This window comes from Burkholderia stagnalis (assembly GCF_039848545.1).
Lineage (GTDB): Bacteria > Pseudomonadota > Gammaproteobacteria > Burkholderiales > Burkholderiaceae > Burkholderia > Burkholderia stagnalis.
Genome location: NZ_CP156686.1, coordinates 1,228,995 through 1,254,236, shown reverse-complemented (window position 1 = coordinate 1,254,236; position 25,242 = coordinate 1,228,995). Strand labels below are relative to the sequence as shown.

22 protein-coding genes are annotated in these 25,242 nt (G+C 69.1%); 10 read left to right on the top strand and 12 right to left on the bottom strand.

What is annotated here, in order from left to right:
- Positions 1 to 35 precede the first annotated feature (35 nt).
- The 7 genes from ABFO07_RS22340 to ABFO07_RS22310 all read right to left on the bottom strand — a co-directional run bounded on the left by ABFO07_RS22340 (position 36) and on the right by ABFO07_RS22310 (position 7,709).
- Positions 36 to 1,385 carry an LLM class flavin-dependent oxidoreductase gene (locus ABFO07_RS22340; RefSeq protein WP_059984076.1) on the bottom strand — a complete coding sequence of 450 codons (1,350 nt, stop codon included), beginning with the start codon at positions 1,383 to 1,385 and terminating at the stop codon, positions 36 to 38.
- A gap of 7 nt (positions 1,386 to 1,392) precedes the next feature.
- Positions 1,393 to 2,433, bottom strand: coding sequence for an LLM class flavin-dependent oxidoreductase (locus ABFO07_RS22335; RefSeq protein WP_059958635.1), 1,041 nt, complete (start codon positions 2,431 to 2,433; stop codon positions 1,393 to 1,395).
- A gap of 46 nt (positions 2,434 to 2,479) precedes the next feature.
- Complete coding sequence (locus ABFO07_RS22330) at positions 2,480 to 3,421, bottom strand: ABC transporter substrate-binding protein (protein ID WP_059564402.1); 942 nt, start codon at positions 3,419 to 3,421, stop codon at positions 2,480 to 2,482.
- Between the two features lie 63 nt (positions 3,422 to 3,484).
- Complete coding sequence (locus ABFO07_RS22325; protein ID WP_124517183.1) at positions 3,485 to 4,039, bottom strand: GNAT family N-acetyltransferase; 555 nt, start codon at positions 4,037 to 4,039, stop codon at positions 3,485 to 3,487.
- A gap of 326 nt (positions 4,040 to 4,365) precedes the next feature.
- Positions 4,366 to 5,391, bottom strand: coding sequence for a succinylglutamate desuccinylase/aspartoacylase family protein (locus ABFO07_RS22320; RefSeq protein ID WP_059805121.1), 1,026 nt, complete (start codon positions 5,389 to 5,391; stop codon positions 4,366 to 4,368).
- Positions 5,392 to 5,677: 286 nt separating this feature from the next.
- Entirely contained in the window at positions 5,678 to 5,950 is a 273-nt protein-coding gene (locus tag ABFO07_RS22315) for a hypothetical protein (RefSeq protein WP_059564405.1), read from the bottom strand.
- Between the two features lie 220 nt (positions 5,951 to 6,170).
- Positions 6,171 to 7,709: a sensor domain-containing diguanylate cyclase gene (locus tag ABFO07_RS22310; protein WP_059958638.1), complete on the bottom strand. Its 1,539-nt coding sequence runs from the start codon at positions 7,707 to 7,709 to the stop codon at positions 6,171 to 6,173.
- Positions 7,710 to 8,076: 367 nt separating this feature from the next.
- On the opposite strand from ABFO07_RS22310, the gene ABFO07_RS22305 reads away from it, so the two are divergent.
- The 3 genes from ABFO07_RS22305 to ABFO07_RS22295 are packed head-to-tail and all read left to right on the top strand — an operon-like array spanning position 8,077 to position 12,913.
- Entirely contained in the window at positions 8,077 to 10,956 is a 2,880-nt protein-coding gene (locus tag ABFO07_RS22305; RefSeq protein WP_347469584.1) for a xanthine dehydrogenase family protein molybdopterin-binding subunit, read from the top strand.
- On the top strand, positions 10,953 to 11,663 hold the full coding sequence (locus ABFO07_RS22300; protein WP_347469583.1) for a (2Fe-2S)-binding protein: 711 nt from the start codon (positions 10,953 to 10,955) through the stop codon (positions 11,661 to 11,663). The genes ABFO07_RS22305 and ABFO07_RS22300 overlap by 4 nt, the downstream gene beginning before the upstream one ends.
- On the top strand, positions 11,660 to 12,913 hold the full coding sequence (locus ABFO07_RS22295) for a cytochrome c (protein WP_347469582.1): 1,254 nt from the start codon (positions 11,660 to 11,662) through the stop codon (positions 12,911 to 12,913). Before ABFO07_RS22300 ends, ABFO07_RS22295 begins: the two co-directional genes overlap by 4 nt.
- A gap of 83 nt (positions 12,914 to 12,996) precedes the next feature.
- Here ABFO07_RS22295 and ABFO07_RS22290 read toward each other — a convergent pair whose 3' ends face one another.
- Positions 12,997 to 13,161, bottom strand: a complete 165-nt coding sequence (locus tag ABFO07_RS22290; RefSeq protein WP_170304053.1) for a hypothetical protein — start codon at positions 13,159 to 13,161, stop codon at positions 12,997 to 12,999.
- Between the two features lie 251 nt (positions 13,162 to 13,412).
- Between ABFO07_RS22290 and ABFO07_RS22285 the strand changes: the two genes are divergently transcribed.
- Both ABFO07_RS22285 and ABFO07_RS22280 read left to right on the top strand, forming a co-directional pair.
- Positions 13,413 to 13,949 (top strand): hypothetical protein, encoded by a 537-nt coding sequence (locus ABFO07_RS22285; protein WP_347469581.1) that lies wholly within the window; start codon positions 13,413 to 13,415, stop codon positions 13,947 to 13,949.
- A gap of 99 nt (positions 13,950 to 14,048) precedes the next feature.
- Positions 14,049 to 14,423: a VOC family protein gene (locus ABFO07_RS22280; RefSeq protein WP_347469580.1), complete on the top strand. Its 375-nt coding sequence runs from the start codon at positions 14,049 to 14,051 to the stop codon at positions 14,421 to 14,423.
- Between the two features lie 37 nt (positions 14,424 to 14,460).
- Here ABFO07_RS22280 and ABFO07_RS22275 read toward each other — a convergent pair whose 3' ends face one another.
- Complete coding sequence (locus tag ABFO07_RS22275; protein WP_063894141.1) at positions 14,461 to 14,898, bottom strand: carboxypeptidase-like regulatory domain-containing protein; 438 nt, start codon at positions 14,896 to 14,898, stop codon at positions 14,461 to 14,463.
- A 481-nt stretch (positions 14,899 to 15,379) separates the two neighbouring features.
- Here ABFO07_RS22275 and ABFO07_RS22270 point away from each other — a divergent pair, with 481 nt between their 5' ends.
- Positions 15,380 to 16,105, top strand: coding sequence for a glutathione S-transferase family protein (locus ABFO07_RS22270; protein ID WP_059558994.1), 726 nt, complete (start codon positions 15,380 to 15,382; stop codon positions 16,103 to 16,105).
- 15 nt (positions 16,106 to 16,120) lie between these two features.
- On the opposite strand, the gene ABFO07_RS22265 is transcribed toward ABFO07_RS22270, so the two are convergent.
- Positions 16,121 to 16,885 (bottom strand): 2-keto-4-pentenoate hydratase, encoded by a 765-nt coding sequence (locus tag ABFO07_RS22265; protein WP_059805245.1) that lies wholly within the window; start codon positions 16,883 to 16,885, stop codon positions 16,121 to 16,123.
- A gap of 264 nt (positions 16,886 to 17,149) precedes the next feature.
- Here ABFO07_RS22265 and ABFO07_RS22260 point away from each other — a divergent pair, with 264 nt between their 5' ends.
- Complete coding sequence (locus tag ABFO07_RS22260; RefSeq protein ID WP_059881134.1) at positions 17,150 to 17,623, top strand: universal stress protein; 474 nt, start codon at positions 17,150 to 17,152, stop codon at positions 17,621 to 17,623.
- Positions 17,624 to 17,706: 83 nt separating this feature from the next.
- Here the strand turns inward: ABFO07_RS22260 and fnr are convergent, their stop codons facing one another.
- On the bottom strand, positions 17,707 to 18,450 hold the full coding sequence (gene fnr, locus ABFO07_RS22255) for a fumarate/nitrate reduction transcriptional regulator Fnr (RefSeq protein WP_124483942.1): 744 nt from the start codon (positions 18,448 to 18,450) through the stop codon (positions 17,707 to 17,709).
- 615 nt (positions 18,451 to 19,065) lie between these two features.
- Here fnr and fabI point away from each other — a divergent pair.
- The 3 genes from fabI to ABFO07_RS22240 all read left to right on the top strand — a co-directional run bounded on the left by fabI (position 19,066) and on the right by ABFO07_RS22240 (position 22,491).
- Complete coding sequence (gene fabI / locus ABFO07_RS22250) at positions 19,066 to 19,845, top strand: enoyl-ACP reductase FabI (protein ID WP_059805247.1); 780 nt, start codon at positions 19,066 to 19,068, stop codon at positions 19,843 to 19,845.
- A gap of 62 nt (positions 19,846 to 19,907) precedes the next feature.
- Complete coding sequence (locus ABFO07_RS22245; protein WP_347469579.1) at positions 19,908 to 22,220, top strand: DUF3141 domain-containing protein; 2,313 nt, start codon at positions 19,908 to 19,910, stop codon at positions 22,218 to 22,220.
- Positions 22,221 to 22,236: 16 nt separating this feature from the next.
- On the top strand, positions 22,237 to 22,491 hold the full coding sequence (locus tag ABFO07_RS22240; RefSeq protein WP_059559014.1) for a hypothetical protein: 255 nt from the start codon (positions 22,237 to 22,239) through the stop codon (positions 22,489 to 22,491).
- A 162-nt stretch (positions 22,492 to 22,653) separates the two neighbouring features.
- Here the strand turns inward: ABFO07_RS22240 and ABFO07_RS22235 are convergent, their stop codons facing one another.
- Complete coding sequence (locus ABFO07_RS22235) at positions 22,654 to 25,200, bottom strand: EAL domain-containing protein (protein ID WP_347469578.1); 2,547 nt, start codon at positions 25,198 to 25,200, stop codon at positions 22,654 to 22,656.
- Positions 25,201 to 25,242 lie beyond the last annotated feature (42 nt).

The following is a 25,242-nucleotide window of genomic DNA, read 5'->3' as shown; positions in this document are numbered from 1 at the left end:
CCTCGAGTCGGTCGGTAGCGCCGGCGGGCCGGGCGTCAGGCCTGCGCGGTTTCGGCCGGCGCGCGCGGCGCGGCGGCCGTCGCATGGCGGCTCGCCTTGCGCGGCAGGCCGAGGTGATCGCGCAGCGTGTGCCCCGGCAGCTCGCGGCTGTAGCGGCCGCGCGCCTCCAGCACCGGCAGCACGAGCTCGAAGAAATCGTCGACGCCCTGCGCCTGCACCGCGAAACCGAGGATGAAACCGTCGGCCGCGCCCGCGTCGATCCAGCGGATCAGCTCGTCGGCGACGTGCTCGGGGGTGCCGATGAAATTCGGCCGCGGCGTCGCGACCGCGAGCGCGGTATCGCGCAGCGTCCAGCCGTGCCGCTTCGCATCGGCCTTGATCCGGTCGGTGACCGAGCGGAAGCTGTTGCGGCCGACCTCGCCGAGCTCGGGGAACGGCGCATCGAGCGGGTATTGCGTGAAGTCGTGGTGATCGAAGAAGCGGCCGAGGAACGCGAGCGCCTCGTCGATCGTCAGCAGGTCGCGAATCGCCTGGTACTTCTCCTCGGCTTCGGCGGCGGTGCGCCCGACGATCGGCCCGATGCCCGGGAACACCTTCACGTCGTCGGCGCGGCGGCCGTGCTCGACCGCGCTCTGCTTCACGCGCTGCGTGAACGCGCGCGTGTCGTCGAGCGACGGCGAATGCGTGAACACCGCGTCCGCGTACTTGCCCGCGAGCCCGATCCCCGCGTCGGACGAGCCGGCCTGGAAGATCACCGGCTGCCCCTGCGGCGAGCGCTGGATGTTCAGCGGCCCCGCGACCTGGAAGAAGCGGCCGTTGTGATCGAGCGTATGGAGCCGGTCGCGCGCGAAGAACTGGCCGCTGGCACGGTCGCGGATGAACGCGTCGTCGTCCCAGCTGTCCCACAGCCCCTGCACGACGCTCAGGTATTCGTCGGCGATCTCGTAGCGCAGCTCGTGGTCCGGATGCGCCTTGCCGAAGTTCTTCGCGGTGCCTTCGAGCGGCGTCGTCACGACGTTCCAGCCCGCGCGGCCGCCGCTGATCACGTCGAGCGACGCGAGCTGGCGCGCGACCGTGAACGGCTCGCTGTACGACGTCGAGATCGTGCCGGCCAGGCCGATCTTGCGCGTCGCGGCCGCGAGCGCGGACAGCACCGTGATCGGCTCGAAGCGGTTCAGGAAGTGCGGAATCGACTTCTCGTTGATGTACAGGCCGTCCGCGACGAACGCGAACGCGATGCCGTGGGCCTCGGCCTTGCGCGCGATGCCGGTGACGAAGTCGAGGTTGATGCTGGCGTCCGGCGGGTTGCTCGGGTGGCGCCACGCGTTCATGTGGCTGCCGGCGCCTTGCAGCATCAGGCCGAAGGGGATGGATCGTCGGGTCATGGGCGGGTCACGGGTTGGTTTCTGGGAAAAGGGAAGAACCGGCCGCGCGCGCGGGCGCAGTCGACAGCGCGCCGCCGAGCCGTTCGACCGACGCGAGCCGCGCCGCATAGTCGGTCAGCGGCGAATCGACCACGAACTCGTCGACGTCGAGCCGCCGGCTCAGCGCGTCGAGCGCGCGATGCACCTGGTCGGGCGTGTCGGCGAGCACGGTCGGGCGCAGCTCGTCGATCCGGTAGTCGGTCGCGCCGCTCTGCCGCGCGAAGTCGGCCGCTGCCTGCGCGCTGCCGAGGTTGAAGCTCTGGCCGCCCGCGATCTGCAGCTTGAAGATCCGCAGCGGCCCGATCAGCTGCTCGGCCTCGTCGCGGGTCGGCGCGGCCACCGCATACAGCGCGACCAGCGGCCGCACGCCGCCGGCGCTGCGATACGCGTCGAGCGAGCGTTCGATGTTCGCCTCGTCGCCGTTGAAATGGCCCGCGTAGCAGAAGCGCCAGCCGTGGCGCGCGGCGAGCTCGGCGCTGTCCGGCGAGCCGCCGAGCAGGATGCGCTCCGGCGGCTGCGGCGGCGCCGGCATCGCGAGCGCGCCCGCGAGCGGGTGATCCTCGGCCACGCCCCAGCCGAGGAACGCGTCGAGTTCCTCGAGCTGGGTGGCGAAGCCGGGCTTTTTCGCCTTGTCGTGAATCCACTGCAGCGCGCGGGTGGTGAGCGGCAGCCCGCCGGGCGCCTTGCCGATGCCGAGATCGACGCGGCCCGGCGCGAGCGACGCCAGCAGCTTGAAGGTCTCGGCGACCTTGAACGGGCTGTAGTGCTGCAGCATCACGCCGCCCGAGCCGACGCGGATGCGCGACGTATGCGCGAGCAGGTGCGCGACGACGATCTCCGGCGCGGAGCTCGCGAAGCCCGGCGCGCCGTGATGCTCGGCCACCCAGAATCGTCGGTAGCCGAGCTGCTCGGCGCGCTGAGCGAGCGTGACGGTCGCGCGCAGCGCATCGGCCGCGCTCGTGCCGTCGGCGATCGGGCTCTTGTCCAGCAATGAAAGCGAATAGGCCATGTCGAACGGCGCTCCTGCGTGGCGTGGGGTGAGGGGGCGTGGGGGATCAGGTCTTCGGCAGGCCCGGCGGATTGGTGCGCGACTGGTCGATCGCCTCGGAACCGAGGTTCCAGCGCTCGAGCACCTGCCGATAGCGGCCGTTGTGGATGAGCCCGTTCAGCGCGAGCGTCAGCGGCTCGGCGAGGCCGCTGCCCTTGCGCGTCGCGATCGCGATGTCGGCGGTGCGCGGCCAGCCGCCGCTGATCGCGCCGACGAGCCGCGTCTTGCCCTGCTGCGCGCTCTGGTACGCGAGCACCGAGTTCACGCTCAGCACGGCGTCGGCGCGGCCCGACTGCACCGCGACGATCCGCATCGCCTGGTCGTCGTAGTACTGGACGGCGACCGGCTTGAGCCCCTGCGCGACGTTCTGGCGGTCCCACTCGAGCAGGATCTTCTCCTGGTTGGTGCCCGCGTCGGTCACGATGCGCAGCCCCGCGACGTCCTTCGGCTCGCGGATCGCCGTGATCTTGCTGTCGTTGCGCACGTAGAAGCCGACCAGGTCGCGGCGGTACGTCGAGAAATCGAGCTTCTGCTTGCGCTCCTCGGTGACGGTGACGTTCGAGATCACCGCGTCGACCTTGCCCGACGCGAGCGCGAGCGGCCAGTCGGGCCACGCGAGCGCGACGATCTTAAGCTTGCGCCCGAGGCTGTCGGCCGCGAGCTGGCTGACGTCGGCGTCGAAGCCGACCACCGTGCGCGCGTCGGTCGCGTAGGTGCTGATCGGCGGCAGGCTCGGCGCGATGCCGATGGTCAGCGTGTCCGGCTCCGCAAACTTGAACGAGGCCGGCACCGCGGCCACCACGGCCGGGTCGGTGGACGCGCGCGGGCGGCCGCGCTGCTCGGGGCTCAGGTCGAACGTCGCGGCCGTGGCGGCGACGGCCGTCAGGCCGATCAGCGCGGCGCTCAGCGCGCGCAGCGCATGGGAAACGATGGGTGCGGCTCGTTGCATGTAGGCGTCCTGTATCGGTCGGATCCGGGGATGGGTGTCGAGGGTGGAAAACGGAAGGCCGGCTCAGCGCGGCAGCGCCGGCTCGGGCGCCCACAGATCGGCGAGCGTCGTCGTGCGCGACGGCTCGACGAGGTCCTTGCCGAACGGCAGATGAAAATACGCGAAGGGATCGATCGACGAATCGAACAGGCGCGTGTAGCCCGTACGATCGTAGAGCGCCCACGCCTCCGGCTGGCGAAAGCCCGTGGTCAGGTAGACGCGCTGATAACCCTGTTGCGCGGCGCGCACCTCGAGCGCCTCGACGATGCGGCGCGCGAGCCCCTGGCGGCGCAGGTCCGCATGCGTCCAGATGCGCTTCAGCTCGGCCGTGTGCGCGTCGTAGCGCTTGAACGCGCCGCCGCCGATCGTCTCGCCGTCGCGCAGCAGCAGCACGAACGCGCCCTCCGGCGGCGCGAACCGCTCGGCCGGGTAGCGCGCCAGCTCCTCGCGGGCCGAACCGAGGCTGTCGGGGCGGTACGCGTGGTAGCGGGTCGCGTATTCGTCGATCAGCGCGTCGATCAGCGGCTGGGCGCGGACGTCGAGCGGCGTGGTGTCGATGATGCGGTCGGTCATGGCGATGGGCGGCGCGAGTGCGCGCGACGCGGGCAGGCAGGTCGACGCTCGGGCGTGCGGCCTTGCCGTTATCGCGGCGCGCTGTTCGTTTCGATAGCGGCGAACGCAGGTCCTGCGACGCATGCGAGCGGCCGCTGCTGTGACGAACACGTTACCGCCCGCGCGAACCGGGGCGAACGAAGGAATTTCGATAAGGATTTCGTCGCGCGCGTCAGAAGACTTTCACGTGGCGCGCGATGCGCGGCGGGACGCACAGCGTTGCCCGGCGCGTGGAAGACGGCCGGGCGGGGGCGGGGAATCAGAGGGGATCGGTGAAACGCGGCGCCCGCGCGTCAGGCCGGCGCGGCGGTCGGCTCCGCGAGCTGGAACAGGCAGTCGCCGCGCCGCACCTGCGCGGGCACCCGCTTGCAGACCACCTCGCCGTCGCCCGCGAAACGGTGCAGCACGGGCTCGCGCAGCGGCGTGTCGGGGAAGTGTACCCACGCGGCCGGCTGGCCGGCGCGCACCTGGTCGCCGAGTTCGACGAGCGGTTCATAGAGACCCTGCTCGTACGCGTAGACGAAGTGACGATCGCCGTCGACGCGCATGAAGCGCGTGACGGCCGGCGGCGCGTCGGGTACCAGCGCGCCGCGCAGCAGGCCGATGTAGCCGAGGTAGTGCAGCAGGCCGTGGCGGCCGAGCCGGATCAGCGCCGGGTCGGCCATGCCCGCGCCGCCCAGTTCCGTGACGATCGAGATCGCGCCTTGCCGCCGCGCGGCCGACGCCGAATGCACGGGATTCGGCGCATGCAGCAGCGCGTTCGGCAGCCCGAACGCGGCCAGCAGCCCGTTGAGGCGGGCGGCCTCGTCCGCGTCGAGCGGATCGATCGCGAGCATGTTGCCGCCGTGGTACAGCAGCGAGCTGCCGCCCGAATGCAGGTCGACCAGGTACTGCGCGCGGGACAGCAGCGCGTGCTCGATGTAGTGGGCGATCATCTGCGTCGGCGTGCCGGCCGGGTCGCCGGGGAAGCTGCGGTTCAGGTTGCCTTCGTCGAGCGGCGACACGCGCAGGCCCGCGGCCGCCGCGGGAAAGTTCGCCATCGGCAGCAGGATCAGCTGGCCGTTGACCATCTCAGGCTCGATCTCGCGCATCAGTTGCGACACGACGATCTGGCCTTCGTATTCGTCGCCGTGGTTGCCGGCCATCACCAGCGCGACCGGCCCGTCGCCGTTGCGGATCGACGCGATCGGAATCGGCAGCCAGCCGTACGCGGAACGGTGCACGGAATGCGGCAGGCGCAGGTAGCCGGCATGCTTGCCCGGCGCGTCGAGATCGATTTCGCAGTGGATCGGGTTGCGGGGGGAGAAGGTGGCGGTCATGTTCGGATCGAGGGTCGGACGTCGAGCGAAGGGATGCGCCATCTTATCGGGAAACGGCGATCGCGCGGCGCGGCGGGCTGCGCGCCTGAGGGGATCGGTCAAGACAGGGAGCGGCGGGAGGGGGCGCAACGGCTGGGCGGCGCGCATCGGGGCATCGGCCGGGAGATTGCCCGGCCACGCCCGCGGTTGCATCGGTGAAACGGGCCGTGAGGGCCGACAACGGCATCAATCATGCGGCCATGCCCGGCGCCGCCTGGTGCGACGCCGCTCTGCCGCGTGCACGGCGTCAACGTCCGTCGGTTTCAGCCTCGATACGTCCTTCTTCCCACAGCGCCCAGAAACGGCTGCCCGCGCGATATGGATTCGCGCGCCGCGCGGCGTAGTCGTCGACGCCCTGGCGGTACGCGCCATATGCCGTGAGCGGCGGATTCGTCACGCACGCGGCTTCGCGCGGGTCGGGACGGCGAAGCGACGTGAGACGCCTGATCAGCGTCGTGCCGTCGATCACGCTGGCTTCGTTGATCGCTTCGTTGCGGCTGATGACTTCGACGGTATCCATGATGGTCTCCCCGGGCGTGTTCTTCGTTACCCAATGAGGAGCAATAACGGTGCCAGGTCATGAAACCCCGCCGATGCGTCGATCGTGCCGCCTTCTGCAGCGAACTGCGCGGCGTGCGCGGGCCGATGTTACGGAACATGTAACGTGACGCGGGCGGCCCGGCGCGTGTGCGGCGCGTGAAATGCTGCGCGGATGAAACCGCCGGCGGCTGACGTTGCCGTCAGCCCGCGGCCGCGGGCGCGACGCGCCGGCTGCCGTTCGAGTAGAACCGGAACCTGCCCTTGCCGGACGTCTTCGCGTCGTACAGCGCGCTGTCGGCCTGCCGGATCAGGTCGTCGGGCGTGTCGCCGTCGCCGTCGAGCGAGATCCCGATGCTGATGCCGAGCGTCACGGTCTCGCCGATCGACAGGACATAGGGCGCGGAGATCTGCCGGATGATCTGGGCGGCGAGGAGCGAGCACGCCTGCATCGTCGTGTCGCGGATCACGACGACGAACTCGTCGCCGCCGATGCGCGCGGCCAGTTCGCCCGGCGGCAGCGTCTCGCCGAGACGCGCGGCGACCTGCGTCAGCACCTCGTCGCCCGCGTGATGGCCGAACCGGTCGTTGATCGCCTTGAAGCCGTCGAGGTCGAGATACATGACGCCAATCGCCTGCCCGTGGCGCCGTGCGAGCATGCGCTTGAGCTCCGCGTGCAGCTCGTGGCGGTTCGGCAGGCCCGTCAGCGCGTCGTGCCGTGCAAGGTGGCGAATATGCCGCTCCGCGCGGCGGCGGGCCGTGACGTCCTCGACGATCACCACCGTGTTGCCGTCCGGCACCTGGTGGCGCGTCATCTCGAGCTGCCGCCCGTCGGCCAGCGTGAGCTCGAGCGGCGCGGGCTCGCGGTTCAGCCAGCTGCGGCAGTACGCGGCGAGCTCCGTCTCGTCCGGCTCCGCGGCCACGCCCGCGCCGAGCGCCGCGACGACGTCCGGAAACGGGCTGTTCAGCATGATCTCGCGCGGCGAGCCGAACAGCTGCGCGGTGCGCCGGTTCGCGACGATCACGCGGTCCTCGGGGTCGACCATGCACAGGCCGTGCGGCATGTAGGTGAGCGCGGCATCGAAGCGCGCGGCGAGCGCCGCATTGCGCTGCCGCTCCGAGATCAGCGCGACCAGCACCGTGTAGTGGCGCTGCACGACCGTGCGCATCGCCACCAGGTAGATCGCCAGCGGCGGCAGCAGCAGCCACGCGCCGCTGCGCTGGGCGAGCAGCGCGCCGACGCCGATCGGCAGCACGCCGAGCGTGATCTGCGTCATCGCGAGACGCGGCAGCGCCGAGTTGCGCGACGCGATCCCGCCGAACACGCCGCCCGCGACGAGCACCGACAGCGTGCCCATCTCGACGTCGACAGCCTCGACGCAGGCCATCGTGCCGAGGCCGAGCACGAAGCACGCGACGAGCGACACCGGCGCGTAGCGCAGCGCCCAGAATTCGGCGCAGTCGATGCCCGCGTCGCGGTGCACGACATACGCGCGCGCGATCGCGACCCGTGCGGACAGCAGGCCGAGCTCGGCGAGCAGCCACACGATGCACCAGGTCTGCTGCAGCCGCACCAGCGCGACGGCCGCGACGAAGCCGCTCGCGAGGCCGGACAGGAACATCGGCCGGATATCTTCGAACAGGGTGGAAAGCAGGGCCGGGCGTAGCGCGGCCGTGACGCGGTAATGGCCGGAAGGCGGGGTAGCGAGAACGGAGTACAGGAGTGACGCCCTGACCGTCATGATCGATGACCTCGACACGAAGCGGGCTGGCGGCGCCCGCACGGCATCGTTGCGGGCGAAACCGGTGGCCGGATGCGTATGACATTAGCACGAAACATCGCCGGCCGGTCGGGTGGGCCATGTCGCGGCAGCCGCCCCGCGCGCAAGGCGGCCGCCATCGCGGCGCGCGCGTCTCGCGCATGCGACGCGCGGCGGGCAGGATCGCCCGCAAGGAGCGGTCCGTCACCGTTATAAGCATTCCAATAAGTAATACATGCGAGAAATGCTATAGCCGACATGCACGGAAAGATGACAGAATGCGCGCCGCTCCGAACGCCGCGACAGACACCCGATCGCCGTACGAGCCGCATCAGGAGGTTCCCCCCCAATGAAAAACCACGGCCTGTCACGGCGGGGTTTTCTGAAAGCCAGCGTGCTGGCGGGCGTCGCGGTCTATGTCGCGCCCATTGGCAGCCGCGCATTCGCGGCGCTCTTCGAAGAAAAACTCCTCACCCCCGTCAAATGGGATAGCGTCACCGGCATCCCGCAATTCCGCATCGACGGCATCGCGAAGGTCACGGGCGCGAAAGTGTTCGCCCGCGACGTGCGCGCGGCCGACATGCCGCACTGGCCGCAACAGCAGTCGCATGCGCTGATCCTGCGCGTCGCGCAGGCCGACCGCGTCTACGAAGGCTTCGACCTGTCGCTGCTCGGCGACGACCTGAAGCCCGACCGCATCGTCACCGCCGACGATCTCGCGCGCGACGGCGTCGCGTTCCCGGCGTTCTACGGCGACGACATGCTGCTGCCCGCCGGCAAGACGCCCGCGTATCTCGGCCATGCGGTCGCGATCCTGATCTACCACGATTTCGCGCGCTTCCGCTTCGCGAAGAACCTGCTCAAGTTCCGTGACGACGTGATCCGCTACGGCGCGGTCACGGGCCCGCTCGAGCGCGACCCGTGGGGCACGTTCCGCTACGTGCGGGTGGGCGGCAAGACGGCCTACGACGACGACGCCTATTCGAGCCTGAAGGACGCGCCGATCTTCCCGAGCATGATGCGCAAGCGCCAGCCCGTGTGGCCGGACGGCAAGGAGCACGGCAAGCTCGACGAGCAGGGGATGTTCCATGCGGCGCGGATCGCCGACGAGCTCGACCATCCGGCCGCCGACTGGCTCGTGTTCGACCGCGAATACAACACGCAGTCGGTCGACACCGCCGCGCTCGAGCCCGACAACGCGAACTGCTGGTACGACGCCGAAGCGCAGGCGCTGCACCTCGTCGTGCCGACCCAGTCGCCGCTCGAAGTCGCCGAGAACGCCGCCGCGATGGTCGCGAAATGCCGCTTCCCGGTGAAGAAGCTGTTCGTGCATCCGTGCTACACGGTCGGCTACGGGTCGAAGGACCACTTCAACGTGCCGTTCTACGGGCTCGTCTGCGCGCTGTACGCGGACGGCCGCCCGGTGCGCTTCGCGAACGACCGCTACGAGCAGTTCCAGACGTCGCTGAAGCGCCACGCGTTCAGGATGCGCTACCGGATCGCGGTCGACCGCAACACGGGCCTGCTGCAGTCGTTCAAGGGCGACTTCGAGGCGAACGGCGGCGGGCGCAGCAACTTCTCGCCGTCGGTCGCGATGGTCGGCGCGACCGCCGCGCAATCGATCTACTACTTCCCGAAGAGCGATCTCGCCGCGGTCGCGATCGCGTCGCGCGCGATCGACGCCGGTTCCGCGCGCGGCTACGGCACGCTGCAGAGCATGGCGGCGACCGAGATGGCGATCGACGAGATCGCCGCGCAGCTTCAGCTCGACCCGATCGAGTTCCGCCTGAAGAACGCGCTGCGCTCGGGGATGAAGAACACCCAGGGCGCGATTCCCGCAGGCGCCTTGCGCGTCGACGAAGTGCTCGAACGCGCGCGGCGGCACCCGCTGTGGACGCGCCGCGCCGCGCGCAAGGCCGAGTTCGAGGCCGCGCATCCGGGCCGGCGCTACGGCGTCGGCTTTGCGTGCGTGCAGAAGGATTTCGGCACCGGCGCGGAAGCGTCGTTCGCGAAGGTCGAATTCGACGAGACCGGCAAGGTCACGCTGCATCACACGGCGGCCGAGATCGGCACCGGGATGTCGACGTCGCAGGCCGTCGCGGTCGCGAAATGGCTCGGCCGCCCGGCGACCGACGTGCGCGTCGCGCTGACGGAGTGGCCGGACCTGCCGGTCGAGACGAGCGGCGATCCGTACCTGATGTCGCAGGCCGACCAGGACCGGCTCAGCGCGAACCCGCGCTGGTCGCCGAGCTATGCGTCGCCGTCGAGCGCGACGAACTCCGCGTACTACTTCACGCACAGCACGCGCGAAGCCGCGCGCGCGGTGTTCCGCTACGGGCTGTGGCCGGCCGCGATGTCGATCTGGTCGCGCGGCCTCGGCGGCGGGCAAGCCGCGCCATACACGGTCCGCATCGAGGACGCGCGCTGGGTCGACGGCAAGCTGACCGCCGACGGCCTCGAGCCGCTGACGTTCGAGCAGCTCGCGAAGCAGGCGCATGCGCTCGGCCTGCCGACCGGCGCGGTCGTGCACGTGTTCAACCGCTGGCAGTGGACCGATGCCGAGTTCGAGATCGGCGGCGCGACCGAGCGTTTGCCGATCGACGGGCTGTCGCTGCGCGTCGGCGCGCCGCGCACGGGCGACGCGAACGGGCCGGTGCCGGGCACCGCCGCGCCGGCCGGCGCGACCGCGATCCGCGCCACGCTGCCGCCGACCGCGAACGGCTATCGCGTGCTCGACCGCAAGCGCGTGTTCATCCCGCCGACGAGCCGCAACAACGCGGCCGTCACGTACTACACGGCGGTCGGCACGCTCGTCGAGCTGGCCGTGCATGAAGCGACCGGCAAGGTCGAGCTGCTCACGCACCACTCGATCATGGAGTGCGGCAACCAGATCTCGCCGCAGCTCGTGTCGGGCCAGTTGCAGGGCGGCCTCGCGATGGGCATCGGCCATGCGCTGCACGAATACCTGCCGCTATACGAGGACGGCCCCGGCAACGGCACGTGGAACTTCAACCGCTACACGCTGCCGCGCGCGTCCGACGTGGCCGTGTGGACGCAGACGGGCGACGTGCTGCCGCCGCTGTCCGAAACCGATCCGCCGAAGGGCGTCGCCGAAGTGGTGATGATCCCGGTCGTCGGCGCGATCGTGAATGGCATCGCGCACGCGATCGGCCATCGTTTCACCGACTTGCCGGTGACCCCGCAAAAGATCCAGGAGGTGCTCGCATGACGACCGCCCAAACCGCCGCGTCGGCCGCGAGCGCCGCCGGCGTCGTCACGCCGGCTACCCCGGCCGCCGCGTCCGCCGCCGGCGCCAGCGCGCCCGCGCCCGCATCCGCCGCCACCGTGCCGGCCCAGCCGGCCGCGCCGGTCGAGCGTCCGCTCGTCCGGTTCCAGCCGAAGCCGCTGTCGGTGACCATCAACGGCAAGTCCGTCGGCCCCATGCAGGTGCCCGAAGGGCTGATGATGATCGAGTTCCTGCACGAGTACGCGGGGCTCACCGGCTCGCGGCTCGGCTGCGGGCAGGGCATCTGCCACGCGTGCGTGGTGATCCTCGACAAGCCCGACGGCACCAGCGAGGAAGTCCGCAGCTGCATCACCGGCGCGCACTTCTTCCACGGCCGCGCGATCCGCACGATCGAGGGCCACGCGAAGCGCAACGACGCGGGCGAGGTGGTCGAGCTGTCGCCGATCCAGCAGAAGTTCCTCGAGCATTTCAGCTTCCAGTGCGGCTACTGCACGCCGGGCTTCGTGAACGCGGCCACCGTGCTGATCGAGCGGCTGAAGCGCCAGCCGGTCGCGAAGGCGGACGTCGAGCGCACGATCACCGACGCGCTCGACGCGCACCTGTGCCGCTGCACGGGCTACGTCCGCTACTACGAAGCGGTGAAGGACGTCGTGATGACCACGCCGGGACTCGTGAAGGACACCGCATGACACGCACATTCGCCCATCGAGTCGCGCGCCTCGCGCGCGTGCCCGCGCTTGCGGCCGCCTGCGCGCTGCTGCTGGCCGCCTGCGGCGGCCGCGATGCGCCTGCCGTGGCCGGCGCCGCGCCGACGCCCGAGCAGATCGCGCGCGGCCGCTACCTGGTGCGCGCCGCGGACTGCGCCGCGTGCCACACCGCCAAGGACGGCGCGCCGTTCGCCGGCGGCGCGAAGCTCGATTCGCCGTACGGCACGTTCTACGGCTCGAACATCACGCCGGACAAGGACCACGGGATCGGCAGCTGGAGCGCCGACGACTTCTACGCGGCGCTGCACGACGGCAAGGCGCCGGGCAAGCGCCTGTATCCGTCGATGCCGTACACGTCGTACCGGCAGCTCACGCGCGCCGACGCCGACGCGATGTATGCGTACCTGATGTCGGTGAAGCCCGTCGCCGTCGCGAACCGCGAGCACGAACTGAAATTCCCGTACAACCTGCGGTTCGGGATGGCCGTGTGGGACCTGTTGTTCCTGAAGGACAGCCTGCCCGACGCATCGGCGGGCCAGTCCGCCGACTGGCGGCGCGGCCGCTATGTCGCGAACGCGCTCGGCCACTGCGCGGAATGCCATACGCCGCGCAGCGTCACGGGCCAGCTCGACGGCGCGAAGCCGTTCGCGGGCGCGGCGCTCGGCCGCGTGGCAGCGCCCGACATCACGCCGGCGGGCCTCGCCGCGCGCGGCTGGACGGGCACGGATCTTCAGGCGTTCTTCGCGGTCGGCATCGCGCCGCAAGGCTCCGCCTTCGGCGAGATGTATCCGGTCGTGCACCTGAGCACGCAGTACCTGTCGAAGGACGACCTGCGCGGGCTGTCCGCGTACCTGCTCGGCGACAAGCCGCAGGCGCCGCAGCCGGTCAAGCCGGTGTCGGCCGACGCCGCGCAGCTCGCGGCCGGCCGCTCGGTGTACGTCGCGGTGTGCGCGGGCTGCCACGGGCTGAACGGCGAGGGCAAGCCGCACGTCGCGGTGCCGATGCACGGCAACTCGACGCTGCGCCAGGGCGACCCGCGCAACCTGCTGGTCGCGATGCTCGACGGCATCGACGAGCAAAAGTTCGCCGGCGTCGAGAACCTGCAGCCGATGCCGGGCTTCGCCGGGACGCTGAGCGACGACGAACTCGCGCAGCTGTCGAACTACCTGCGCGCGACGTGGGGCGGGCAGCCGGCGAGCGTGACGCCGGCCGACGTGAAGGCGATGCGCTGACGCGCAACGGCGGGGCGGCGCCGCGCGAAGCGGCCGGTTTCCGGCGCTCGCGCGCGGCGGTACGCCGGGTGGGTGGCAAGCGGTCAGTAACCGCCGCCGCCGCCTCCACCGCCGCCACCCGAGCCGCCGCCACCGTAGCGGCCGACCGCATGGTTCGACGCGCCGCTGTCCGGCTGCGACATGCAGCCCGCGGACAGCACGAGCGCCAGCGCCGCGAGCACGGCTGCGACCAGCGTTGTCGATTTCATCTCAACCTCCTGTCGACGGGCGAGCGCCCGAGCGAACACGAAACGTTCCGCGGCCGCCGCTTATTCCGTATTGCGCCGCACCATGCGATGCGCTTCGGCCGTCAGTCTGCCGCGCCGTCGTCGTCCGCCGGCTTGCTCCCCGCCAGTTGCGCCGGCACGCGCGCGACCACTGGGTCGCATGGCGCGCCCCGGAAATCGAACGCGTCGCGCTACACTTGCGCGAGCCGCCATTCCGATCACCGACAACAAACATGACAACCGCCGCGCCCAATCCGCCGCGCACGCCGCTGCGCCTGCCCAGCCGCGCCGTCTTCGGCTGCATGTCGTTCGCCATCGGCGGGCCGCTCGTCGCGGCGCTCATCTGGCCCGCCGTCATGCTGGTCGCGCGGTCCGCGATCGACGGGCCGTCGTGGGACACGCTGAAGCTCTGCGGCCAGATGATCCTGCTGGTGTTCTTCGGGTCGTTCTTCTTCGGCTATTTCCTGCCATCCGCGTTCGCCGGCGGCATTCTGGCCGCCATCGGCGCGCGCGTGCGCCGCAGGTGGTTCGTGCTGCTCGGCATGGGCGTCGGCACGGCGTCGATGGTCGGCTATGTCTTGCTGAGGAACGGCCTGCTGGACATCGCCGACGGTTTCGCCGGGATCGACGTGATCGCGACCGCCGATGCGTTCATCACGTCGGGCGTGCTGTCGGCATGGCTGCATCGGTGGCTCGTACGACGCGACACGGCTCGCGATGCGTCGCACGCGTTGCCTGCGGCACGCGAATCGGTCGACGTGCCGGGCTAGCGACGGATTCAACGAGGACGGCGAGCCGCTGGCCGGCCGGCAGAAGCACGCCCCCGCAAACGCCGGGCCTTGCACCAGCCGCCCACTTCAGGAGCAGCGATGTTCGACCACGTGAAATTCGGCGTCAGCGACTATGCGGCGAGCAAGGCGTTCTTCCTCACGGCACTCGAGCCGCTCGGCGTAGAGGTGGCGTCGGAGGGGCCGCCGGCGTACGGCGTCGAGCTTTGCCCGAAGGGCAAGCCTTCCCTGTGCCTGTTCCAGACCGACGAGAAACCGGCGCATCTTCACCTCGCGTTCATGGCCGACAATCGCCGGCAGGTCGACGCATTCCATCGCGCGGCGCTGGCGGCGGGCGCCCGGGACAATGGCGCGCCCGGGCTGCGCCCGCACTACCACGCGAACGACTACGCCGCGTTCGTCATCGGTCCGGACGGGCACAACATCGAAGTGGTCTGCCACGCACCCGAAGCCTGACCTTCAAGCGTGCCCGCTATCGATACGATACCGCCCGTCACATGTTCCACAGGAACACTTCGTGAACGTGCGACGACGCGTGTACCTGTACGCTGCGCCGCTGCGTCCGGCCGTTGTAGGTAGCCGTCACCGAATAGCGGCCGGCCGGCAGCGCGGCCAGCAGGAACGGCCCTTCGGTCACCGTCGACAGCACCTGGCGGCCGCGCGCGTCGGTGACGCTCACCGGGATGTCCGCGAGGTACTCGTTGCTGCCGCCGCCGGCGCGCGCCGCAAATTCGAGCGTGAGCGAATAGTGGCGCATGTCCTGCTTCATTTCGGCTGACTGGTCGGTGCCGATGCCGCCGGACCGATAGGCGACCTGGCCCGCGTGATCGGGCGCGGGAAGCGGGGCTTCGTCGGCGGCCGGCGCCGGCTGCGCTGCCATGCCGAGCACCAGCGCGGCGATGCCCAGCGTCAATGGGGTCGAGGTTTTCATGATTGCCTCCCTCTGTCTTGGTCGCGAGAAACTGCAGTTGCGACGGCTTCGGAAGCCCGGCGCGACGGCATGCGCCGCGCCGGGTCGAATCACGGCATCGAGCGGGGTCGGACCGGCGGGGATAAGCGTTCGGAGAGGGCGCCGGCTTCGCCGCTTGCGCCGTGACGTCGTGCGTACCGTCGCGGCGGCCGTCTCGGCCGGCGCGTGACGCGCGGGGCCGAAACGGCCGCGTCGCGGTACGACACTTCCAGCGTAGGACGCGTGAATTAACCGAGGCTTAAGCGCGCACTTTTTAGCCGGTGGGGCCCGATGTCGGGCACGGCCGATGCTTCCCGGATCGCAGGCAACGCCGGATGACGGCCATTCCGGTTCCGCCTAGACTGTCAGTCGCCGTCGGCAACACGCAACGCCGCCGGGCCGGCAGACGCAAGGCCCGCGGCCGGATCCATCAGGGTGGTCATCGTGCAACGGGGAGGGCAGCATGCGTTACGAGCTCTACTACTGGCCCGGCATCCAGGGCCGCGGCGAATTCGTGCGGCTGGCGCTCGAAGCGGCCGAAGCCGACTACGTGGACGTCGCGCGCCGCTCCGGGCGCGGCATGGGCATGCCGGCGATGACGCGGCTGCTGGACAGCGCGTCCGAGACCTGCCTGCCGTTCGCGCCGCCGTTCCTCAAGGCCGGCGACCAGCTGATCGGCCAGACCGCCAACATCCTGCTGTTCCTCGGCAGCCGCCACGGGCTGGCGCCGAGCGACGAAGCTGGGCGCCTGTGGGTCCATCAGCTGCAGCTGACGGTGGCCGATTTCGTCAACGAAGTGCACGACACCCATCATCCGATCGCGAGCAGTCTGTACTACGAGGATCAGATGCCGGAGGCCGAGGCGCGGGCACGGGATTTCCTGAAGCACCGCGTGCCGAAGTTCCTCGGCTACTTCGGCAAGGTGCTCGCGCACAATCCGCACAAGAGCGGCTGCATGGCGGGCGACACGCTGACCTATGCGGACCTGTCGATCTTCCAAGTGATCGAAGGGCTGCGCTACGCGTTCCCGAACGCGATGGCCCGCATCGAACCGAAGCATCCGAGGCTGACCGCGTTGCACGACCGGGTGGCGCAGCATCCGCCGGTCGCGCGCTACCTCGCGTCCGAGCGGCGCATTCCGTTCAACGAGGAAGGGATCTTCCGGCACTACGCCGAGCTCGACGCATAGCGCGGCGTCGGCGATTCAGGCGACCAGTTCCACCGTGAGGCTGCCGAGTTCGCCGAATCGCACCGTCAGCGCCTGGCCGAGCGGCACCTCGATCGCGCCGGCGTACGAACCGGTGGTCACGATCTGGCCCGCGCGGACGGCATCGCCGCGCGCGGCGAGGAAATTCACGAGCCACAGCAGCGGCTTGAGCGGATGCCCGTCCGAATGACGGCCGTCGATCGTGCGGTTCAGGCCGCCGCCGAACTCGAGCGCGATGGTGTCGAGCGGCACGTTCAGGCCGTCGGGCACAACCGGCCCGACACACAGCCCCTGGTTGAACTGCGCGTCCGCCAGCAGCTCCGGCACGCTCGCCTTCGACGGGTCCGCATAGCGGCAGCCGAGCACTTCGAGCACGACGCGGACTTCGCGGATCGCCGCGCGCACCTCGTCCTCGTCGTAGGGCCGTTCGCGCGGCGGCAGGTCGCGATCGAGCACGAACGCGATTTCCGGCTCGATCCGCACGGTCAGCGTATCGGCGACGACCCGGAACAGGCCGCCCGCCGGATGGATCGCCGACGCGAAGATCGGCGCGACGACGATGCGCCCGGGTGGCGGCACCGAGCATTTCCAGCCGCCGATCGTCTCGCCGGACAGCTCGACGACGCGGCGCTGGATCGCCAGCGCCGTCTCGATATCGTCGGGCCGGTACGCCTCCGGCAGGAGCGGGCCGGCCACGCCGGCATGACGGGCGGCGAGCAGATGCTGCGCGGCGCCGTCCACGCGTTCGAATAGGGTCGTCATGTCGTCTCCGTCGATCGTTGGCGGCCCGCGCGTGCGCGCCGGCCGACGCATAAAAGGAATCGATGATAGCGGGTTCGTCACGGCCCGGGCGGGGAGCGTGCAAGCGATGCGGCGCGCGCATGCCCCGGCCGTGGCGCTTTGTCGCGCGCGTGCGCATCGCCATTCTTGAGCGGCATCAACGTGTCGTCCCGCCAGGCGCCGATGATGGTGATGAAGCCGCGCGCAACGAGAATGCGCGGCAATCCACCCAGCGAGGCTCAAGACATGTACACGAAGATCATGGTTGCGGTAGACGGCAGCGCATCGTCGAAACTGGCGCTCGACGAAGGCCTGAAAGTGGCGAAGGCCAGCGGCGCCCGCCTGGTGGCGGTGTACGTCGCCGACAAGTCGGTGCTGTTCACCTATGCCGGGCGCGTCGATCCGCATACGCTGATCGAGGAGATCCGGCGCGACGGCGTGGCCGTGCTGCGCGACGCCGAGCGCACCATTGCGCGCGCGGCGGTGAACGGCGATACCGAGCTGATCGAAACGGAAAGCATCGGCGAGGACATCGCCGAACGCCTGCAGCGCTATGTCGACGAGCAGGCGATCGACCTGGCGGTGGTCGGCACGCACGGCCGGCGCGGCATCCGGCGCCTGATGGTCGGCAGCGTCGCGGAGCGCTTCCTGCGCAGCTCGCGCTGCCCCGTGCTGCTCGTGCGCGGCGACGATGCGCACGCTGCCGCGGCAGCAGCCTAGTCACGCAGATGAAGGCGCCGGCACGCCGCATGCAATACGGCAGCCGGCCGCCTTCGGCGTTTCGCCTGCGCGGCCGTCGGATGTCAGATGCGCGCCAGGCCGTCCGCATCGACGATGCGGATCTGCTTGCCGCGCGCCGCGACCATCCCGCTGCGCTGGAACTTCGACAGCATCCGGCTGACGGTTTCGAGCTTCATCCCGAGATACTCGCCGATTTCATCGCGCGTCATCCGCAGCACGAACTCGGCGGACGAGTAGCCTCGCGCCTTGAAGCGCGCGGACAGGTTCAGCAGGAACGCCGCGACGCGCTGTTCGGCCGTCATCGTGCCGAGCAGCAGCATCAACGCCGATTCGCGGACGATCTCGCCGCCCATCATCTGATACACGTGCTGCTGCATCGGCCGCACCTCGCGGCAGAGCTGTTCGAGCTGGCCGAACGGGATGATGCAGACCGTGCTGTCCTCGAGCGCGATCGCATCGCCGTTGTGATGGCCGCCATGCAGGCCGTCGAGGCCGAGCGCCTCGCCGACGATCTGGAAGCCCGTCACCTGCTCGTTGCCGTCACGGTGCACCATGACGGTCTTGAACGAACCGGTGCGCACCGCGTAGATGCTGTGGAACGTGTCGCCCGAGCGGTAAAGGGCCTCGCCGCGCCGCACATGGCGCGTCGTGCAGATCATCGCGTCGAGACGCGCGAAATCCTCGGTGCTCAGGTTGCTCGGCATGCACACGGCGCGCATCGAGCACGACGAGCAACGCGACGCGGTGCGCTTCGGCTGGTCCTCGCGCGCGACCGGGTGCAGGGGGGAAACAGCGTGCCGCGGCATCGCTGCCGGGCGTTGGGCCTCGCTCAACATGGTCTGCTCCAATTCGATGGGGTGTCGGTGAGCCGCGCCGATGCGCGGCGCTGTCGACGGGTCTTCATGCCCTGTCGAGGCATGGGCCGTCTTGTCGAACAGGCTGCCCGTGCCGGGCGGAACGATCCGTTTACGCGACCGTCATGAGACGGGGAGAGCGGTCCGGGGCCGGCGGGCACGCAGTTGTTCGGTATTCTCGCCAAGCAGTATGGACGTCGGCGCACGCCGGTGAAATCAGCCGTGCTTGAAGTTGCGGTAGGTGTCGAGGAAGCGTTGTAGGGCATTTCCTACAAGGGTGCGGCAGCGTGACGCACCCGGCACCCGGCACCCGGCACCCGGCACTCGACCTCGCGAGCAGCGGGTACATGGCAACTGCCGGTACGGCAGTTCGACTCCGAGAAGATTTGCCATAAATCAAACATGCCGCGTTCGATCCTCCTGACGTCATCGCGTAAACCCTAGAATGAGTCGCAACCGCGCATCGCATGCGCGGACTGGACACATCGGCCTTTTCACGGGTTCGCCGCGTGAAAGAATTCGACCGGAGGTTTCGCGATGACGAACAACGATGCGCGCGATTCAGGGATGCCGTGCCTCGACGCGCGGCCGCTTCAGGGTCGAAGGGGGCTCGTCGTCGGCATCGCCAATGAAAACAGCATCGCGTGGGGCTGCGCGCGCGCATTTCGCGCGGCGGGCGCCGAATTGGCCGTGACGTGGCAGTCCGACCGGGCGCTGCCCCATGTCGAGCCGCTGCTGAAGCAGCTCGAGCCGGCCATTGCGATGCCGCTCGACGTGGGTCGCGCGGACCAGATGCGCGCGGTGTTCGACTCCATCGAAGAAACGTGGGGCGGCCTCGACTTTCTGCTGCATGCCGTTGCCTATGCACCCAAAGCCGACCTGCACGGACGCGTCGTCGACAGCTCCCCGGAAGGGTTCGCGCTCGCGATGGATACGTCGTGTCACTCGTTCATCCGGATGGCCAAGCGTGCCGAGCCGTTGATGACGTCCGGCGGAAGCCTGATGGCAATGACCTATATCGGCGCGGATCAAGTCATCGCCGAGTATGGCGTGATGGGGCCGGTCAAGGCCGCGTTGGAAGCCACCGTTCGATACCTGGCGGTCGAGCTCGGGCCGGCGGGCATTCGCGTGAACGCCATTTCGCCCGGCGCATTGCCGACGCGGGCCGCATCCGGGCTTCCGAACTTCGATCGCCTGCTCGACGACGCCGCGCGGCGCGCACCATTGCGCCGGCCGCTCGAAATCGACGACGTCGGCGCGTTGTGCACCTTTCTCGCCGGCGACGCGGCACGCGCGATGACCGGCGGAATTCACTATATCGACGCGGGGATGCACGTGCTGGGCTGACACGAGGCGGCCGGCCCCGGCATGCGTCGAGATCGACCTTGCCCCCTTTGGAGAAGAGAGTGATGGATGCTGCCACGCAACTGGCGCGCAGTCATGAGATCGCCACGGAAATTGCCCACGTCCTGCAAAAGCGCACCGGGAACGCGCTGGAACAGTACGGGAAACGGTTGAGCGAAGCGCTCGACGGCCACGACGGCCGCGCCGCGCCGTTCGCCACGCCTTTGTCGCCCTTGAGCGCATGGCACTATGCGGTCGACGCCGTGCAGCGCTCGCTGCTGTTCTGGGACACGATGCGCGAGCGCGGCACGCAATACGTCGAGCGCGTGGCACAGGGGCTGAAGCCCGCGCTGCATTTCGATTACGACGTCGTGCTCGACGGCAGGCATTTCGCGCGGCCCGTCAATTACGCGCTCGTTCACATCCAGCCGCCTAACGGCGTGATCGTCGACGATCGCAAGCGGCCTTACCTGATCATCGATCCGCGCGCGGGGCACGGGCCCGGCATCGGCGGCTTCAAGGACGATTCGCAAGTCGGCGTCGCGTTGCGCGCCGGGCATCCCGTGTACTTCGTCGTGTTTTTCCAGGATCCCGAACCCGGCCAGACCTTGCTCGACGTGTGCGCGGCGGAGCAGGAATTCGTCCGGAAAGTGCGCGCGCTGCATCCGGACAGCGAGAAGCCGGCGATCGTCGGCAACTGCCAGGGCGGCTGGGCCGCGATGATGCTCGCCAGCTCGTCGGCGGACGACACGGGCCCGATCGTCATCAACGGGGCGCCGATGTCGTACTGGAGCGGCGCATGGAGCGAAGGCCCGAGCGACAATCCGATGCGCTATGCCGGCGGGATACTGGGCGGCACCTGGCTCGCGTCGTTCGCGTCGGACCTCGGCCACGGCAAGTTCGACGGCGCGCATCTCGTGCAGAACTTCGAGTACCTGAACCCGGCGAATACGCTGTGGGACAAGTATTACCACGTGTACGACAACATCGACACCGAGCCGCCGCGGTTCCTCGAATTCGAGCGCTGGTGGGGCGGCTACTACCTGATGAACCGCGAGGAGATCGAATGGATCACGCGCAACCTGTTCGTCGGCAACAAGCTCTGGTCCGGCGAAGTGCGCGACGGCGCGGGCGAGGCGTTCGACCTGCGCAAGATCCGCTCGCCGATCATCCTGTTCGCGTCGATGGGCGACAACATCACGCCGCCGCAGCAGGCGTTCAACTGGGTGGCGGACATCTACGGCAGCACCGAGGAGATCAAGTCGCGCGGGCAGGTGATCATCGGTTTGGTGGAAGAGGACGTGGGCCATCTCGGCATCTTCGTGTCGGGCAAGGTCGCGAAAAAGGAGCACGCGCAGATCGTCAACGTGCTGGATGCGATCGAAACGCTTCCGCCCGGCCTTTATGCGATGTCGCTCCAGGAGGCGAAGGGCGCCGACGGGAAGCTCACCTACGAGGTCACGTTCGCCGAGCATCGTCTAGAAGAGATCGCGAAGCATTTCAACCGCTTCGGGCGCAAGGACGAAGCCGCCTTCGAAGCCGTCGCCGAGCTGTCCGAATTCACGCAGCGCGCGTATGAGCTGTTCATGCAGCCGTACGTGCAGCAGGCGTCGAACGAGACCACCGCGCGCCTGCTGCGCGATTTTCATCCGCTGCGCTTCCAGCGCTGGGCGTTTTCGGACTTGAACCCGTGGCTTCAATGGCTGAAGCCGGCCGCCGCCACGATCAAGGCCAACCGCCAGCACGCGGACGATATCGGGCCGTGGCGCGAACTCGAACGCCGCGGCTCGGACATCGTCAGCGCGTCGCTCGATTGTTTCCGGGCCCTGCGCGATGCGAGCGTCGAGTCGCTGTTCTTCACGCTGTACACCCATCCGTTCATGCTGCATGCCGCGGACCAGCATCGCGAACGCCAACCCGCGTCGCACGCGGCCGCGGATCCCCGCGAGCTGCCGTTCGTGAAGGATGCGCTCGCGTCGATCGGGCAGGGCGGCTATACCGAAGCGGTGGCGCGCGCGGCGTTTCTGCTCGAGCGCAGCGGCGAGCCGTTGCCGCTTGCGCAGCTTGCGACGGAGCGCGAGCTCATCGAAACCTACGCCGAGTATCTGCCGAACCTGCCGCCCGATCAGTGGCGGCGCGTGTATGGCGAGCAGGAGATCATCGCGACCTACGAGCCGCAACAGGCCATCGCCACGCTTCCGGCGCTGCTCGCCAGGCCGGAAGACCGCAAGCGGCTGCTGACCTTGCTGGACAAGCTGTTGGGCGATGCGCGCGTGCAAAGCGAAACGGTGAGCGAGCGGCAGTGGGACGCGCTGCAACGCATTCGCGCGGCGCTGGGCGCGCCGCCCGCGCAGCGGCCCGCGGCGACGCTCGCATGAGCGCAAAGGAGCGACCATGGCCGAACTCTTGCTGATCAACGTCGAGGAAGGCGCGCGTGACGACGAAATCGGCGCGTTCCTGAAACGGCACGGATTCCCGCTGTTCGATTCGATCGAACGCGTGCCGGCAGGCATTGGCGACCCCATTACGCTGCTCAGGTTCGGCACGCTCTCGTCGGTGGCCCTCTACGACCTTCGCGCGAGGATCGACCACATCTCGTGGAAGGGCCGCTCGATCCGCGCCCACATCCTGCCGGACCGGATGAACTGAGCCGCCTCGCACGATCGGGGGCGCCTACCTGAAATTGCTGTCATCTCGCGAAAAGTCGGTTCAGGGAGGGTGCTCGGATGGGGAACCGGGGCGGCGAGTATCGTTTCAGGGTGCTGAGTGCTGAGTGCTGAGTGCTGAGTGCCGAGTGCCGAGCGCCGTGCGTCACTCCGCCAGCAGTTCCGCCCCGCAATCGTCGCCGGCCGCCGCTTCGCCATCGCCGCGGCTGCGCGCAAACCCGATCAGTTGCTCGGGCGGCTGCGGCCGTGCCAGCAGGAACCCTTGCGCCTGGTGGCAACCGATCGCCTGCACGAACGCCAGCTGCTGCTCGGTTTCGACGCCTTCCATGATGACGTCGAGGCCGAGCGCGCGCCCCATCGCGACGATCGCCCGCACGATCGGGCCGTCCGCGCCGTCCGCGCCGCAATCGGCGAGAAACGACCGGTCGATCTTCAGCGTGTCGACCGGTAGATCCTTCAGGTACACCAGCGACGAATAGCCGGTGCCGAAATCGTCGATCGCGAGGCTGATCCCCCGGGTCGCCAGTTCCCGGAGCAGGATGCCGATCTCCTCGCGCGTGTTCATGGCCATGCTTTCGAGCAATTCGAGCTGCAGGTGCTCGGGCGGCAGGGCGGTTTCGCTGAGGATCGACGTGAGATCCGAGAGGAAGCCGTCGGCGAAACATTGCCTGGCCGACACGTTCACCGCGATGCGGCCGAACGCGTAGCCGTCGTCGAGCCACTTGCGCGCCTGCCGGCACGCTTCGCGCAGCACCCATCGGCCGATCGGCACGATCAGCGCGGAGCGTTCCGCGAGCGCGATGAATTCGCCCGGCGCGACGAGCCCCCGGCGCGGGTGCATCCAGCGCAGCAGCGCCTCGACGCCGACGATCCTGCCGCTCGCCAGATCGTATTGCGGTTGGTAGAAGAGTCGGAATTCGTTCTGTTCGAGCGCGCGATGCAGTTCGCCGAGCGTTTCGAGCTGCTCCAGCGCCGACGACGTCATCTTGCTCTCGAAGAACTGGAACACGTTCCGGCCGCGGCTTTTCGCGCCGTACATCGCCTGATCCGCGAGCAGCATCAATTGCTCGGCCTCGGCGCCGTCGTCGGGATAGATGCTGATGCCGATGCTCGGCGTCACGAAGATCTCGCGGTCGCCGATGTCGATCGCGTGTCCCACTTCATCCAGCAGCAGGCGCGCAATGCGCCCGACGTCGCGCACGTCGTCGATTTCCTCGAGCACCAGCGCGAATTCGTCGCCGCCCATGCGCGCCACCGTGTCGCTCGCGCGCACGCCCGACGCGATCCGGCCGGCCACCACCTTCAGCACTTCGTCGCCGGCGTTGTGGCCGAGGGTGTCGTTGACGAGCTTGAAGCGGTCGAGATCGAGATACATCACCGCGACCTTGCTGCGGCGCCGCTTCGCCTGGACGATCGCGTGCGCGAGCCGCTCCTCGAACAGCGTGCGGTTCGCGAGGCCCGTGAGGACATCGTGCGTGGCGAGGTAGGCGAGCCGTTCCTCGGCCTGGCGGCGCTGGGTGATATCGGAGAAGATCGCGGCGTAATGCGAGATCTTGCCGTCGATGTCGCGGATGCTGGTGATCGTCAGGTATTCGAGGAACAACTCGCCGCTTTTGCGCCGGTTCCAGATTTCGCCTTGCCAGTGGCCGTCGGTCGTGAGCGCCTGCCAGAGATTCCGGTAGAACTCCGGCGTCTGCCGGCCTGAGCTCAGCATGCTCGGGTCGCGGCCGATCACTTCGTCTTCCGTGTAGCCGGTGAGGCGCGTGAACGCCTGGTTCACGCGTTCGATCTTCGCGTGCCGGTCGGTCACCATGATGCCCTCGAGCGCCGACTCGAAGACCCGGTCCGCCATGCGCAGGCTGAAGCGCGCGAGGCCGAGCGCTTCGTCGCGCTCGCGCAATGCGTTGCGAAGCTCGTTCACGTATTCGTGCTCGATGCTCTGCAGCACGTCCGCGAAGCCGAGCAAGCCGGTGAGGGCGCCGCGGTCGTCGTGAATGCCGACGTGGCGGATGTTCTGCTGCATCATGTAGCGCTGGGCCGCATACAGGCTCTGCTTCGCGGCCAACATCTGCAGCGGCCGGCTGGCGTGCGCGCCGACGATGCCGAACATGCCGTCTCCCGCGATCAGCCGGACGATGTCGCGCTCGGTCAGGATGCCGTGCCCGCCGTCGTCGTACGCGACGAGGACGGCGTCGAGCTTCTCCGCGCGCATCCGCGCCACGACGTCGCGCAGCGCGACATGCTCGGGAACCGTGACGGGCTCGTGGACGGGAATCGAATCGATCGACTTCAGGCGCAGGAAGAATTCGGCGCCCTGGTTCACGACGACGTCGGTCTGGGTCAACACGCCGATCGCCGCGCCGTCCCTGACGACCACGAAGTGGCGCACGCCCGACTGCTTGAACTGCGTCGCCGCTTCGCCGAGCGGCGTACTGGCCTCCAGCGTCAGCACCGGGCTGCTCATCACGTCGCCGACCGGCTGGTCGAGCGCCTCGGGGCTGTCCCCGGCCGCCAGTGCGTCCTGCTCGGTCCAGATGCCGACGGCCTGGCCTTCTTCCATCACGACGATCGAACTGCAGCGCTCGGCGAAGATGCGGCGGGCGACCTCGCGCACCGGCGTGGTTCGCGTGCAGGACAGTATCTGGCGCACGACGAGGCGCGCAACGGGAATATCGTAGCTACTCGGATACATTCTCAGACCAAAGACAGTGAAGCCTCGTAGGCGAACATCGAT